This is a genomic window from Streptomyces sp. BRA346 (genome assembly GCF_052851135.1).
Genome location: NZ_JAIWIH010000003.1, coordinates 283,563 through 298,048 on the forward strand (window position 1 = coordinate 283,563; position 14,486 = coordinate 298,048).

9 protein-coding genes are annotated in these 14,486 nt (G+C 72.8%); 7 read left to right on the forward strand and 2 right to left on the reverse strand.

Translation table 11 applies throughout. The features are described 5' to 3' along the window. The first annotated feature begins 3 nt into the window (after positions 1 to 3). From LCH29_RS05285 to LCH29_RS05315, 7 genes are read left to right on the forward strand one after another with little or no spacing between them, the layout of a single operon-like run. Complete coding sequence (locus LCH29_RS05285; protein WP_446460502.1) at positions 4 to 1,275, forward strand: hypothetical protein; 1,272 nt, start codon at positions 4 to 6, stop codon at positions 1,273 to 1,275. 2 nt (positions 1,276 to 1,277) lie between these two features. Beyond that, positions 1,278 to 3,287, forward strand: a complete 2,010-nt coding sequence (locus LCH29_RS05290; protein WP_446460503.1) for a hypothetical protein — start codon at positions 1,278 to 1,280, stop codon at positions 3,285 to 3,287. After that, positions 3,284 to 4,423, forward strand: coding sequence for a hypothetical protein (locus tag LCH29_RS05295; protein WP_446460504.1), 1,140 nt, complete (start codon positions 3,284 to 3,286; stop codon positions 4,421 to 4,423). Before LCH29_RS05290 ends, LCH29_RS05295 begins: the two co-directional genes overlap by 4 nt. Positions 4,424 to 4,425: 2 nt before the next feature. Next, positions 4,426 to 4,956 (forward strand): hypothetical protein, encoded by a 531-nt coding sequence (locus LCH29_RS05300; protein ID WP_446460505.1) that lies wholly within the window; start codon positions 4,426 to 4,428, stop codon positions 4,954 to 4,956. Further along, the gene (locus LCH29_RS05305; protein WP_446460506.1) at positions 4,953 to 6,812 is read left to right on the forward strand and encodes a hypothetical protein; all 1,860 of its coding nucleotides are present in this window, start codon (positions 4,953 to 4,955) and stop codon (positions 6,810 to 6,812) included. Before LCH29_RS05300 ends, LCH29_RS05305 begins: the two co-directional genes overlap by 4 nt. A gap of 5 nt (positions 6,813 to 6,817) precedes the next feature. Continuing rightward, positions 6,818 to 8,920, forward strand: a complete 2,103-nt coding sequence (locus LCH29_RS05310; protein ID WP_446460507.1) for an ATP-binding protein — start codon at positions 6,818 to 6,820, stop codon at positions 8,918 to 8,920. 6 nt (positions 8,921 to 8,926) lie between these two features. Then, on the forward strand, positions 8,927 to 9,208 hold the full coding sequence (locus LCH29_RS05315) for a hypothetical protein (protein ID WP_446460508.1): 282 nt from the start codon (positions 8,927 to 8,929) through the stop codon (positions 9,206 to 9,208). Here LCH29_RS05315 and LCH29_RS05320 read toward each other — a convergent pair. Both LCH29_RS05320 and LCH29_RS05325 read right to left on the reverse strand, forming a co-directional pair. Next, positions 9,196 to 9,858, reverse strand: a complete 663-nt coding sequence (locus LCH29_RS05320) for a hypothetical protein (protein WP_446460509.1) — start codon at positions 9,856 to 9,858, stop codon at positions 9,196 to 9,198. The two genes, LCH29_RS05315 and LCH29_RS05320, sit on opposite strands and share 13 nt — an antisense overlap. After that, positions 9,855 to 14,450, reverse strand: a complete 4,596-nt coding sequence (locus LCH29_RS05325) for a hypothetical protein (protein ID WP_446460510.1) — start codon at positions 14,448 to 14,450, stop codon at positions 9,855 to 9,857. Before LCH29_RS05325 ends, LCH29_RS05320 begins: the two co-directional genes overlap by 4 nt. Positions 14,451 to 14,486 lie beyond the last annotated feature (36 nt).

Here is a 14,486-nt window from a genome sequence, read left to right on the forward strand (position 1 = left end):
GCGATGACGGAGACAGAGACAACGAGGCCGGGCGCGGAGGAGTTCGACGCGCCACCGCTGCGCAGGCTGCGGTACTTCCACGGCCAGATGCTGGGCGCCAGGGACTTCCAGCGCGAACAGGACTACCACCGCGAGAAGCTGAAACTGCGCCTGCGTGCCCTGCTCGGCTACGGCGTGGTGTGCGGCCTGTACGTGGAACCGGCGCCGCGGGAGGAGGACGACTGCCCGCCGGACGGCGGCGGGGAAACACCATCCGCCGAGCAGAGCGACGCCGGAACACCGCGGCACACCCGGCGCAGGGCCAAGGTGACGATCAGCCCCGGCCTCGGCGTGGACTGCGACGGCAACGAGGTCGTGGTGCGCGGCGGCTGCGTGATCGACCTGTGGAAGGCGCTGCCCCCGCACGAACGGGACACCGACACCGTCTGGGTCGGCATCGAGTACGCCGAGCGGCCCGTCGAGCCCACCCGCGCCGTCTACAACGACGCCTGCGCGGACACCTCCGACTGCGAGTTCGGCTGGACGGAGGAGTGCTACACGGTGCGGGTCACCGGGTGCGAGCCACCGGCGGACGAACGCTGCGACACCTGCTGCTCGTCCTGCGAGCACAAGACGCTGTGGCTGGCCAGGATCGACTGCGTCGACTGGTACGAGCCGGTGCGCCGCCACCAGATCCACATGAACGTGCGCCGCCCCTTCGGCCGCCACGTGCCCACCGTGATCACCGGCATCAACTGGATCCACGGACACACCTACACCATCGACGAGGCCAAGGCCCTGCTCGGCACCCAGGACGAGGACGGCGGCCTCGTCGTGCGGTTCTCCTCCGGCGTACGGACCGACACCCTGCGGCCCGGCGTGGTGGAGATCCAGGTCATCGAGGGCGGCAGCGGGCGCAACGCCTCCACCTGGTACATGGGCGGCAGGTTCGCCGAACCGGACCTCGAAACCGACTCCGAAACCGACTCCGGAACGGGCGACGGCTGCGGCGAGTTCACCCAGGAGTTCCGCTACCGCCAGACCACCCGCGAGACGCTTCAGGACGGCGACCGCGTACTGATCACCGTCCGCGCCGCGTTCCTCCTCGACCGCTGCTGCCGCCCGGTCGACGGCACCCACGTCGGCGGACGCGTACCGACCATCGACGACCACACCACCCGGTCGGCCGCGCACGGCGGCTGCGACCTCCCGCCCTCGGGCATCGGCCCCTGGACGTCCGGCACCGGTGCGGGCGGGGACGTCTTCGAGAGCTGGTTCTTCGTGAAGGAGCGCTGATCATGCGAACAGACTGCGGATGCGGCTGCGGTGGCGACGCCACCCGGACCTCCGCCTTCGTACGTCCTCGCTTCTTCGCAGGGCAACTGCTGACCGAGGACGACCTCAGCCTGCTGGTGGAGTACACGACGGCGAAGCGCAGACTCCACAACCGGTCCCTGTACGGGCCGGGCGTCATCTGCGGCCTCGGCGTCACCTGCGACCCGTGCGGCGGCGGAACCGTGGCCGTCCATCCCGGACACGCCCTCGACTGCGCCGGAAACGACATCGTCGTGTCCTGCACCGAACGCGTCGACGTCACCGCCCTGGTGCGGGAGCGGCGCATCAGCGCCCTCGGCGTGGACTGCGGGGAAAAATGCGGCGACGACGCCGACGAGGGCGGCCGCCGCTACGGGCTCTACGTGCAGTACCAGGAGCATCCGGTCGAACCGGTGGCCCCGTACGCCACGGAGGAACCCTGCCCCTCACCCGGATGCGTGCCCTCCAGGATCCAGGAGGGATTCCGCTTCGTCGTCAGGTGCGACGACTCCGAGGACCACCGCCACAACCCCGGCACCCGGCTCCTCGCGACCATCGGCGACCTCCCGCGGGCGGACCGGGCCCGCACCCGCGACCGGCGGCTCGGCCACTACGCCGACGCCCTGACCCTCGCGTCGACCGGCACCGGCCGCACCTTCCGATTCGACGCCGCCGACGCCCAGCGGTACGCCACCGCCTTCGCGTGGCTGCGCGACAACGCGGGCGGCGAGGGCCCGCCGCCCCCGCCGACGGCCCGCGAGATGACCGAGCACGTACGCGGACTCGCCGCCGCCATCGCCCGGTTCGACACCCACGACGCGGCCGGGCAGGGCCAGCTCAGGCAGGACTACCCGGACCTCGCCACCGTGAGCGAGGCCCGCGGCGCCCTGGGCACGGCATGCCAACGGCTCCGTGACGCCGACATGGAAGCGGCATGGCCCGACCCGCTGCGCCGTACGCTCGCCCACGCCGTCGTCACCGAGACCGCGGCCCGGGTCGTACCGGAGCGGGGTGACCCGGACGCGCCACTGGAAGTGCGCATGCTCGCCCAGGGCACCCCGCTCGGCCACGCGCTGCGCGTGGAGTTCCGCGCGGACCTCGCCCTGCTCCGCGAGTGGCTGCTGGGCCGCCTGGACCAGACGGCCGACCTCGCCGACTGCGCGCTGCGCCAGGACGTCGCCGCCGCCGACGTCCCCGCGCCGCTGCCCGCCCCGCCGACGGACAGCACCGAGAAGGCCACCATCGCCGAGGCGCAGCAGATCGCCGAAGCGGCCACGGCGCTGGGCACCGCGATGACCCGGTTCCTGACCGACGCGGCGTGCGCCACGCTGAACCCGCCGTGCGGCGACTGCACCGACACCGACGTCCTGCTCGCACACGTGGAACTGGACGGCTGCGACGTCGTACGGGTCTGCTCCGCCACCCGGGAACAGGTGCTGCCCGGAGGCTCGGCCTACGGCGAATGGCTGCCCAAGCTCTACCGGCTGCGCGAACTCGCCGAGCGCGTGTGCTGCCAGCCCCTGCCCGTGCACCGGACGCTGCCGCTCCCGACGGAGGGCCCGATGGCGCGCCCGTACGCCGACGGACTGCTCGGCGACTGGCCGCGCGGCGGGGACCTGGAGGAGATGCTGTCCCTGCTGCTGACCCCGGCCCCCGGCGAGACACCGCCCAAGGCCCTGCACGAGCAGGTCTACACGACGCCCAGCGAAGTCACCGACAGCATGCAGGAACTCGCCCGGCTCAGGACCCAGGTCGCCGACCTCACCGCCGCCGTGGAGGGCCTGCGCTCCCACATGGGCAGCGCGGAGACGCAGATGACCCAGCTGGAAGAACGGCTCGGAGAACGGGACGACACACCGGACCCGGCGCCGGGCGGGGGAGCGGACCAGACGGCCGACCAGGCGCCGGACGGTACGGACGAGCCGCCCAAACCCCCGGCCAAACGCACCCGGTCGCCCCGCACCCGTCACCAGAAGCCCGGTGAGACGCCATGACGGGCCCCCAGCGCCCCGCCTTCCACGAGGGCCAGGTACTGGCCGCCGCCGACCTGTCGGCCACGGTGGCGTACGCGCGCGGCCCGGCCGCCCGCCACGCCCGGCACCTGCACGAATGGGGCATCGCCGAAGGGCTCGGCCTCGTCACCCAGCCCCGTACCGACCCGGCCACGGGCGCCCGTTACGTCGAGGTGAGCGTGTCGCCGGGGATCGCCGTCGACGGGACCGGCCGCGAGGTGGTCGTCACCGAGCCGGTGGTGCTGCGCGAGAGCGACTTCGACGAGGTCAACGGCGCGGACCAGCTCACGGTCGAGCCCTACCCGGTCTTCCTCACCGCCGCCGACCGCGAACCGGACCGGTCCGCCGCTCCGGTCTCCTGCTCCGGCAGCGCCACGAAGACCCGGGTGGAGGAGTCGTACCAGATCCTCTTCGGGCGCCTCGGCGACGAACGGCTGGTCGCGGAGCAGCAGCCGCCCGCGATCGGCGCACCGCCGGCCGATCCGCCCGTCCGCTGGCTCATCCTGCTGGGCTACGTCCAGTGGACGGACGGCCACTTCAGCGGCGTCGTGACCGAGGCGCGCGGTGTCGCGGCGCGGTTCGTGGGCGTACGCGCGGACACCGTCTCGGCCGCGTCCGGCGCACTGACCCTGCGCACGGCCCCGGAGGCCCAGGAGGGCAAGCCTGCGCTCGTCCTGTCCGGCGGCGAAACGCCGAACCTGGTCTTCGGCCTGTACCAGGGCGGCGGCACGGTCGCCCCGCTGATGACCGTGGCGGCCAACGGCAACCTCACGATCGAGGGCAGCTTCAGCGGCGGGACGCAGACCGGCAGCACGCTCGTCGTGTCCGGGACCGCCACCGACGGGATGCTGCTGCCGCTGCCGTCCGGCGTCACCCCGGAACAGGTCGCCGACGGACGGGTCGTGCTCCACGTCCATCTGACCCCGCGCACACCGCCGTTGGCCAACACCGCGCTGTACAGCCCGGTGGAGGCCACCGTGGACGCCGACCGGCGGCTGCGGTGCCGGGTGCGTCTGTACAACCCCAAGGCGGACCCGGACTCGGCGGTCGCCGAACAGCCCGGGGCGGCCGACTTCCTGGTGGTGGCGACGGTCACGGCAACGAACGGCGGTGGCTGACGATGGCTCTTCACGTGGTGTACGCGGTCGGCACCGGCCACGTCGTGGGCTCCCTGGCCCAGACCGGCGCCGACGCCCCGGCCGACGCGGCCGCACTCGTCGGACGCGCGCTGCCGTTGCGCGTCTCCCTGGGCGACGGCCGCATCGCGACCCTACCGCTGAGCGCCGGAAAGCTCGGCGTGGCGGCCGTGGACGACGAACCCGGAGCCCTCGCCGATCCGCTGGCCTTCGGCGTCGAGCTGACGCCCGAGGGCAAACCCAAACCTGAACTGGTGCGCCTGGCGGGGTGGGACGACGACGTCGTGCTGGCCAAGGACGGGATCACCATCAAGGTGCAGGTCCCGGCGAACCGCACCACCCCCGTGGTCGCCCTGATCTCCGACGAGCAGGACACCCATGTGCTCACCGGGGAGATCACCGCCCAGCAGACCCAGGTGAAACTACCGGTGACCCTCACCCCGGGCGGCGAGCACGGCGTGCTGGTGCTCGCGGCGGGCTGGGCGGGCCACCTGGGAAGGGAGAAGGTGGCATGAGCGCGCCCACCGCGCCGGTCGCCGGCGGAACCGGCGAGACCGGCGAGCCCGCCGACATCACGGTGCACCGCTGCACCGTGACGGTGGTCCGGCGCGGTGGGTGGAGCTGGGGACCCGACCCACGCGGCCTGGTCCGCCAGGTGGTGGACTCCCTCCCGGAGCTGCTGGCGGACCACTTCGCCGAGCGGCTGGGGACGGACGGACCGGAGGTGGAGATCACCGAACCGCTGACCGTCACCGTCCGGCCGGGCCGGTGGGGAGGCCCCGGCCGGGCCATCGGTGGCGGGCCGCCCGTCGAGGTCCATTTCGCACCCGTGCCCGTGGTGGAAATCCCGGCTGACACGCCCGACCCCGACACCGGCGCCCTGTCCATCGAGGCGTCCTTCGCGACGGAGCCCGACCCGTGGACCGCCCCGACGCCCGCGGCGCTCTTCACGGAACTCGCCGAGCGCGGCGAACTCGACGCGCTGCTCGCCCTGCTGCCCGAGGAGTCCGTACGGGCGTATCTGCCCGCCCTCCTCGAAGCCGACGCCACCACGGCCGCCCGGCTGCTCGCCGAACTCGTCGGGCGGGCGCTGGCCGCCGCGCCCGCCGAGGCGCTGCCCGAGCCGCTGCGCACCGTCCTCGCGGGCGCCGACGCCACCGACCTGCCCCGGGCACTCGCCGCATACGTGGCGTCCGTGGACCCCGAGGAGGCGATACGGGCGGCCCGCACCCTGACCGGCCCGCCCACCCGGCCCGGCCGAACCGCTCATGAGCCGCCCACCACCCCGGGCCGCACCGACGAGCCGCCATCGGCCGCCACCACCGCGGCGGAGCCCGCGGCGGCGGGCGCCACCACGAGGGCGCCGCGCACCACCGACGAGGCACGGGTGTGGTCCGCGCTGCCCTTCCTCCTCGCCGGGCCGCTGGCACGCATCGGCTACCTCGACGCGATCGGACCCGCCCTGGCCGGGCTCGAACTCGTGGAGGACGCACCGCTGTTCGCGACGGCCCTCGCGTACAAGGTGCTGGGTGCGACCGCACGGGGCTGGCGCCGCGCCGAACGGGACACCGAGGCCGCGGCCGCCTTCGCGGGCCTCCACCCATCGGTCCCCGAGGAGCATCTGACCGCCTTCGCCCGCCACGTGCGCCCCGCGCTCCCGGTTCTCGACGGCGTCCTCGCGCTCTCGGTGTGCCGCGGCCACGACCCCGCCGACCCGCTCCTGATCGGCGCCGCCGACGACGCGCTGCTCCTCGTCGACGCCCAGGGCATGTTCCCCATCGCCTGGGCCGCGGACGCCGCCGGGCTGCTGCCGCACTGGCAGGCGTGCGGGCGGCCGACCGTACTGCTCTGCGACGGGCCCCTGCCGCCCGGCACCCTGCGCGAACTGGCCTCGGGCGGCGTGCCGTTCCTCACCGGCGTACGCCCGCTGCGCGGCGATCCGGTGACCCGGCTGCCCTGGCGCACCCCGCTGTGGGCCGCCGCGGGCACGGCACCGGACCTGCGCCGCGCCGCCGAACTGCCCGCCCACACCGGCCGGTTCGCGGACCTGCTCACCGCCCTGGTCACCGAGCGCCGGGCGGTACCGCTCGCGCCGGACGGCGGCCTGGAACGCACCGTCACCCTGGCCGCTGCCCTCGGCCTGTCCACGATCGCCTGGACGCTCTGGCGCGACCGCGAGACACCGGACCCGCTCCTGGCCCTGCGCCGCTTCGCCGACCTGGAGGCCACGGTGCGGTTCGAGCCCTCGGCCGTCCGGGTGCGCGTACCGATGGGACGGCGCCACGCGGACCTCCTGCGCGGCGGCCTGCTCGCCGACGTGCCCGACGTGGTCTGGCTGGGCGGCCGGACCCTGACCTTCTCGGCCGGGTGAGACACATGGGCGAACCAGCGGTGGAGCACCTGCGCATCCGGCTGGCCGACGCACACCGCGCGCTGCGGGCCGCCGTCGAACGGCAGGCGCGGCTCGCGGCCCGGCTCACCCGGCCGGACCTCACCCCGTACTGCGTCACCGACGAACAGGTCGACGTCCTCCTCGGCGAAGTGCACACCTTCACCGACACCATGGCCGAGCCGTACGCACCCCCGCGGCCCGAGCCGGACGCCGAACGCGACCTGAGGCGGCGCGCGTCCGCCGAGGGCACCACCCTGCCCCTGGACGCCCTCGCCACCCGGTTCGGCCTGACCCGCGCCGAACAGGACGCGCTGCTGCTGGTCGCCGCGCCCGAACTGGACCGCGGCTACGAGCGGATCTACGCCTACATCGTGGACAACCTGAACCGGCGCCTCCCCAGCGTCGAACTGCTGGTGACCGTCGGCGCGGACAGCGCACCCGCCCGCCTCGCCCTGCGCCGCTCCCTCGGCCCGTCCGCACCTTTGCGCCGCTACGGTCTGCTGCGCGCGCACGGCGAGGCCGCGGTCGAGCTGGCCCAGGAACTGATCCTCGGCCCCGGGGTGCTGGACTTCCTGCTCGGCTGGGGCGGCGACGTCGGACTGCTCGGCCACGACCCCGGCGAGGTCGCGCCACCCGAACCACGCGTCCTGTCCCCCTACCTGTCCTCGGACCAGCTCACCCGGCTGGGCCGCGCGCTCGGCTCCGGTGACCTCGACCTGGCCGGGCTGTGGGGCTGCCCGCCCGACGGCCAGCTCGACGCCGTCCAGGCCCTGACCCGGGCCGCGGAGGCACCGCTGCGCGCCCTGACCGCCGACCCCGAGGCCGACCTGCGGACGGCCGCGGCGCTGGGCGCGGTCCTGTGGATCCCCACCGACGACCTCCACGGCGAGCAGCGGCGGCCCCACGCCGACGCGATCTCCGCCGCACTGCTGCGTTCACGCGTGCCGGTGTGCCTGACCGGGCTGAAGCCCTGGCGTCCCCCGGGTCTGCTGGCCGCGCGCGCCTACGCCGAACTCACCGTGCCCGCACCGGGGTTCACCGACCGTCGGGCGATGTGGTCCGCCGCGCTCCCGGACCTGGACGGGCCGCTCCTGGAAGACCTCGCCGTCCGGTACCGGATGAGCGGCGGCGAACTGCGCGCCGTCGCCTCGGTCGCGGACGCCGGGGCGCGCCTGGCGGGCAACGGGCGCCCGGAGCCGGTCGCCGACCACGTCGAGCCCGCCATCGCCACCGTCACCCGCGGACGCAGCGGCAGCGCCGTCCACTCCATCGTGCCCCGCCGCACCGTCGACGACCTGGTCCTGCCCGACGTCCAGTTCCGCCAGATCCTGGAGATCGCCTCGGCGTTCCGCGCCTGGCCCCGGATCGCCGAGAGCTGGGGCTTCGCCCGCCGCTCCGGACACGGCGGGGTCAAGGCGCTCTTCACCGGGGAGCCCGGAACCGGCAAGACCATGTCCGCCGAGATCGTCACCGGCATGCTGGGCCTGGAACTGCTCAAGGTGGACCTCGCCCAGGTCGTCTCCAAGTGGGTGGGGGAGACGGAGAAGAACATGGAGACCGCGTTCCGGCAGGCCGAGGAGAGCCACGCGGTGCTGCTCTTCGACGAGGCCGACGCCCTGTTCGGCAAGCGCGGCGAGGTGAAGCACGGCACCGACCGGTACGCCAACCTCGAAGTCGGCTACCTCCTCCAGCGCCTGGAGGCCAGCGACGGCCTGGTGATCCTGACCAGCAACCTGAAGGACAACATCGACCCGGCGTTCACCCGCCGCTTCCACTTCGTCGTCCACTTCCCCCGCCCGTCCGCCGCCGAACGCCGCAGACTATGGCGCCTCGTCTTCCCCCGGGAAGCCCCGCTCGCCCCCGACGTGGACCTGGACGCCCTGGCCCGACTCGACATGACCGGCGCGGGCATCACCGCGGCGGCCCGCACCGCCGCCCTCTCCGCAGCGGACGGCGACAGCGCTACCATCGGCATGCGCCACATCGTCCGCGGCGTGGCACGCCAGTTCCAGCGCGAGGCCCGCCTGCTGCGCCCGGCCGAACTGGGGCCCCACGCCCACCTCCTCGACGACGCGACCCAGGGGTGACCGCCGATGCTGCCCACCGAACCCCCGCTCTCCCTGCACCGCCTGGTGGCCCCCGTCCCACCGGCACGGCCGCAGGAAGCGGCCACGGCCACCCGCCAGACCCCGGCCCCCGCTCCCGCCGTGCCGCAGTCGCCGACCCCTCTCGATCGGCTCCTGGCGGCGGGCCAGAACCAGGTGGGCAACGCGGCCGTGGCGGGCGCGGCGGCCCAGGCGAGCCCCGTCCCGGCTCCGCCGGTCGTGGTGGCGGTGGTGGCGCCGAAGGCGGCGAAGGCCGCTCAGCCCTCCTGACGCCCGGCCGCCTTCCGCCGCAGCTCCTCGACCAGTTCGAGGGAGGCGTGCGCCTGCTCCACCTCCGCGCGGTCCACGGCCCCCGCGCCCCGGTTCCACGGCTGCCGCGATTCCTCGTCAAGTCGGCGTGCTTCGTCGGCGTGCACCTCGTACAACACGTCCAGCAGGGAATCCCCGCAGCGCACCGCCTCGGCGTCGCGCACCTCGCTGTAGGGGTAGGCCGCCGAGCGGAGACAGAAGACCGTGGACCGGCCCGCCCGCAGTTCCTCGGTCCGGTAGCACACGATGTGGTCGTCCCCGGCGGACGTGGCCGCGGGAATCTGCACCAGCGGCACCAGACCGGGGTCCAGGGCCAGGACCAGCCGTTCGGTGTCGTCCAGCGGGCCGGGGACGTCGGCGGGGCCGCCCCGCTCGGGCGGGACGGCCAGCTGCCAGGGCTGATTGGCGAAGTAGGCCAGCAGGTCCAGGGAGGACAGCCCCGCGCCGACGATGACGAAGACCTCCTCGGGGAAGGAGGCACCGTACGCCTCGCGCAGCACCTCGCGCGGCCCCAGCCCGCTGTCGTACAGCGCCCGCGCCAGGCGCGCCATCGAGCCGTAGTCGTCGCGCGACGCCGCCTCCCGCAGCCGTTCGACGGTCTCCGGGTTCACTGCGCCTCTCCTCCGCTCTCCGGTGCGTCCCTCATGGCCTCGTCGAGGGCCGTACTGACACTCTCCCAGTAGGTGCGCAGCTCGGGCGCGGTCATCGCCTTGATGATGTCCGAGGTCAGATCGCGGGCCCGCTGCACGGCCCGTTTGCGCCCCTCGTCGCCGCCCGCGCCGCGGACGAGCCGGTCGACGGCTTCCGCCAGCTGCTGAAGCTCCGCCTTGATGCCCGGGCTCTCGGCGGTCAGCCTGGGGTTGTCGGCCATGAGCATCGCGACGTTCTCCACATGGACGAAGACGGTGTCCCGCAGAGTGAACCGCAGCTTCTTGGACATCCCGGGATTCGCGTGGAAGTACTCCCGGGAGAGGGTGTGCGCGCTGGTGTAGGACTGCGCCTGGATGATGAGCGCGTACATCCGGTGCGCGACGCGGATGGCCTCCTCCGCGCCGCCCTTGGCCCGCATCCTGCCCCGGGCGGCCAGCTGGACGTCCGACGGTTCCACGGTCAGTCCGCGGTCCCGGTCGCCCGGCTCCGGGCTGGTGGTGGTGGAGGCCTCGGGGACGTAGGCGACGGGCAACTCCTCGCCGAAGACCTCCATGTACCGGATCCGCAGGGTGCGCCCTTCCGCACTGCCGACTCCGTAGAGCCCGCCCTGGATCTTGAGCAGGGCGGCCAGGCGGATGTCCTGGAACAGGCCGTCCGGCCGGTGCCGGTCCCACGCCTTGATCAGCATGTTCGGCTCGGTCGGGTAGAGCATCTGCGGGAACTTCTTGCCGATGACCACGCGGATCGCCCGGTCCAGTTCGTTGGCGAGCAGCGTGAGCTGCTTGGGCCGCTGGTCGCCCTCCGGGCTCCAGTTGAAGCCCTTGAAGCGGTAGCCGCCGATGGTGATCTGCGGATGGCTCGCCATCGCGTCCAGGATCCGCTTGTACGCGGCGAGGACCCCCGTCGTCTCGGACACCGCGACCCCGGTGTCGGCGTCCTGGCCCAGGATGTGGACCTGGTCGTTCGCCGCGGACAGGATGTCCGTCGCCTTGCGGGTGTACGAGGAGTTCGTCACCTCTTCCCGGAAGAGGCCGTAGGGCAGCGCGCCCTTGTCGCGCAGGCCCTTTTCCTGCTTCTCGGCCACCCGCTTCTCGTCGTTCGTCAGCTCCCGGTACTTCGTGCGGACCTCCGCCATGGGGACCTCACGGCCGTCTGTGTGGAGCCACCTGGGCGTCCAGATGAAGCCGAACACGGCCATGATGAGCTTGAGCGGCCGCTCGACGACGTCGATGGCCTCGTTGAGGACCTTGCTGTCGTCCTTCTGGTCGAGGTGCTCGAAGGTGTTGACACCGATCACGACGGCGGTGCTCACCGGCCCGAAGTGCTTGGTCTCGGGGCTCTTCCAGGCGTCGTGGAGGTAGCGGGCGGCCATGCCCGGGTTCTTCTTCACCTCGCCCGGGACGGCCGCCATGTTGACGACGAAGCCGGTCCTCCGGTCGCTCCCCGCCATGGGGATGTTCGTGATCGCGTTGAGCTGGTCGACCACCTTCCCATGCTTCCTGATCTCGAAAGTGCCCTCGGCCGGGCCGATCTTGTAGGGGAACTTGTCGCCCAGGTCCTCGACCGGGGTCTCCGCCTTCGGGTTGATGGCCACCTTGATGCGGTACTTGTCCCCGGTCACCTTGGTGAGCCGGATCCGCGTGAGGCGGTGCCGCCGCTTGATGGCCGGGAGCCCGCGCCGTACGGACTTGACCGTCGCCGACTCCTCGTTGAGCAGCCGCGTCGCGTCCCGTACGGCGGCGTCGAGGGCGCGCTTCTTGTCCGCCTCCGTCCGCTTGTCCCGCCGCTTCTTGTCCGGCCGCTTCTTCTTCGGGTCGCGTCTGCGCTTGGGCCTGCGCCGGTCGTCCTTGCGGGGGCGGCGCCGCTGGTCCGGACGCTTCCGCCGACGCGGCCTGCCCGGCCGCTTCCTGTCCTTCGCTTCGGGCTTGGGCTTGGGCTTCGGTTTGGGCTTCTTCTTGTCGAACTTCGACCTGATCTTGGCCCAGAGCTTCTTCACCAGGCCCACGATCTTGTCGATCACCCAGTCCACCGCCCGGTTCACCGGCTTGGACATCGCCTGGACGATCTGCTTCACCCGGGAGGCGATGCCGCCCACGCCCAGGACCGCCGCCAACACGCCCAGCAGGACCGGGATGGACCGGGCCAGGGCGCGTTCGATCAGGCCTGGTACGCCACCGCTGCCGCCCCTGGCGATGGCGATGATCGCGTCGAGCACGGCGTTCACGAACTCGAAGATCTGGCGCGCCTGGGTGACGATGAAGCGCACGAAGTCGATGATCAGCTTCACCGCCCGGACGAACGCGGACGCGGGGTTGAGCAGCGAGAGCACCCACATGATCCCGGCCTGGATAATCGTGGGCGTCACATACGCGATGACCTTGTCGAGCAGGTCCTTCTTGAGGTCCCCCACGCGCGTCTTGAGGTCGTCCCACATCCCCGCGACGCCCCGCTTGCGGACCTCCGAGACCAGCGGCACCGCGGTTTCGGCCGCCGTGACCGCCGGTTCCATCGTGGGGACCTTGCGGACGATGCGGGCGCGGACCGACTGCCAGGTCAGCCCGAGCACCGAGGCGAGCATCTTGAGGACGCCCTGGATGTCGAACTTCGACGGCACCTCGATGCCCGCCTCGGCCGTCTTGCCCAACAGCCAGGACATGATGCCCTGTTGCAGATGGCGGCCGATGTTCGCCAGGAACTGCCGCAGCCCGGCGCCGACCGCCGAGACCAGGTTGCGCAGGAAGCCGATCGGGTCCTTGAGGATCAGCATGACCGCCTGCGCGGCCTTGGCGAGCACCGACAGCAGCAGCCGCTTCAGCTCCAGGATGGTGTCGATGACGGCCTTGACCGCGCTCACGGCCTTGTCCACGAGGCCCTTGTTCTTCTCCTTCTCCGCCGCGACCTCGTCGTCGACCGACTTCAGCGCCTCGGTGTACTTGGTGGCCAGGGTGTCGACGAGCTGGGTGCCCTTGTCGTCCACGGACTGGGTGAGTTCGTCGAACGTGGCGGTGAACTCGGCGGCCGCCTGCTGCCCGATGGACCGGAGATCGGCCGGGAGCTTGCGCACCGCGGTCTGCATTTCGGTCCGGCCCTGGGCGATGCGCCGCTTCGCCCGGTTCAGCTCCGCGCCGATGGTGTCCGCGACATCGGAGATCACCTGCCGCATCCGGCGGACGTAGTTGGCGCGGGCCTCGTCGAAGATCTTGTCGGCTTCCGCGGGCAGTCCGGCGAACAGGTCCCGGAGCCAGCGCGCTTTGCCTGACCAGCCCGAGTACCGACGCTCCTTGTACTCCTCCATCTTCCGCTTGTGCTCGGCGGTGAAGTCGTCCCGGGCCGCTTTCTCACCCCTGCCGAACTGGTCGTCGACCAGCTTGTCGAGGCCGTCGAGAATGGACTCGACGTCCTTCTTCATCGTGTCGAAGACGCCTTGCAGGACCGCCGTGACCTGGGCCCGCTTGTCCTCGTCCCGGCCCTTGGCGCCGGACTTGCCCGCGCCGACCTGCTGCCCGGTGCGCACCCGCTGGGCGCCCATCGCGCCCATGGCCGCGGCGCCGAGCCGCTTCGCCCGCGCGGTGGACGCACGCAGCTCGCCCGCCTCGTGCTTGCGCAACCGTCCCGGCGCCGCCGCGGAATGCCGTTCGGCGGCCTTCTTCTCGCCCAGCGCCTTGCCGAACGCAGGTTCGTTGGACTTCTTCAGCTGTGCCTCGGTGACCTGCGCGTCCGCCATGTGCTGGTCGACCTGCGCGGGCCCCGCGGACATGTCGGTGGCCGATGGCGGCAGCGTGTCCGGCACGGCGTTCGCCGGATCCGGCGTCCCCGGCGTCCCCGGCGGCCGGTCGGCGGCCAGCGGGACGACCTTCTTCGGCACCGCCGCCGAGGTGTCCGGCGGCGCCGCGGTCGTCGTGGAGATCTGCTCGGCCGAGTCCGACTTGCCCTGACCGACCTGGCCCTGCACCTCCGCCCGTACCTCTTCGGCCTTGCCGGAGTCGGCGAACTTGTCCGCCTCGTCCAGGTTCTTCGGCGCCTTCTCCGCGATCGCCTTCTCGACCGCCCGGATGAACGCTTCCTTGTCGAACTCCTTCGGCTCGGCCTCGTTCATCTTCTCGGCGTTGGCCGTCTTGCCCTGCGCCTCTGCGTCGTCCTTGGGCGCCAGCGCCGCGTCCTGCGCCGCCGTCGCCTCGGCCCGGGGAGGCGGGTGCGAGGCCGCCACCGAGCGCTTCTTGTGCCGTACGTCCTTCTTCAGCGCCGTGAACTTCGGATCCGCATCCGGGCCGGGACGCGCCGTCACCTCCGGCGCGCCCCCGGAGGCCGCGGACGCCGCGACCGCGCCATTGCCGACCGTGTCCTGCCCGGCGTCCGGCAGCCGGTCCGACGGAGGCAGAAGCGGCGCCGGTCCGCGCCCGGCGGCCAGTGCCGCCGATACCGCCGCGTTGGATGCGGGCAACGGGGGCCGCGCGGGGCCGCGTACGTCCGGCCGCTCCTTCGCCGGGTTCGCCGGGGCGGGAATCCTCTTCGACGCCCTGGGCCGCAGCGCGAGGGCCTTCGGGGGTGGCATCGGGCGAAACCCCTCTCACTGCACATTTCTCCCGGT

Bases quoted from the DNA above. Each gene is read 5' to 3' on its own strand.
- LCH29_RS05285 (WP_446460502.1), top strand. From the start codon at position 4: ATGACGGAGACAGAGACAACGAGGCCGGGCGCGGAGGAGTTCGACGCG.
- LCH29_RS05290 (WP_446460503.1), top strand. From the start codon at position 1,278: ATGCGAACAGACTGCGGATGCGGCTGCGGTGGCGACGCCACCCGGACC.
- LCH29_RS05295 (WP_446460504.1), top strand. From the start codon at position 3,284: ATGACGGGCCCCCAGCGCCCCGCCTTCCACGAGGGCCAGGTACTGGCC.
- LCH29_RS05300 (WP_446460505.1), top strand. From the start codon at position 4,426: ATGGCTCTTCACGTGGTGTACGCGGTCGGCACCGGCCACGTCGTGGGC.
- LCH29_RS05305 (WP_446460506.1), top strand. From the start codon at position 4,953: ATGAGCGCGCCCACCGCGCCGGTCGCCGGCGGAACCGGCGAGACCGGC.
- LCH29_RS05310 (WP_446460507.1), top strand. From the start codon at position 6,818: ATGGGCGAACCAGCGGTGGAGCACCTGCGCATCCGGCTGGCCGACGCA.
- LCH29_RS05315 (WP_446460508.1), top strand. From the start codon at position 8,927: ATGCTGCCCACCGAACCCCCGCTCTCCCTGCACCGCCTGGTGGCCCCC.
- LCH29_RS05325 (WP_446460510.1), bottom strand. From the start codon at position 14,450: ATGCCACCCCCGAAGGCCCTCGCGCTGCGGCCCAGGGCGTCGAAGAGG.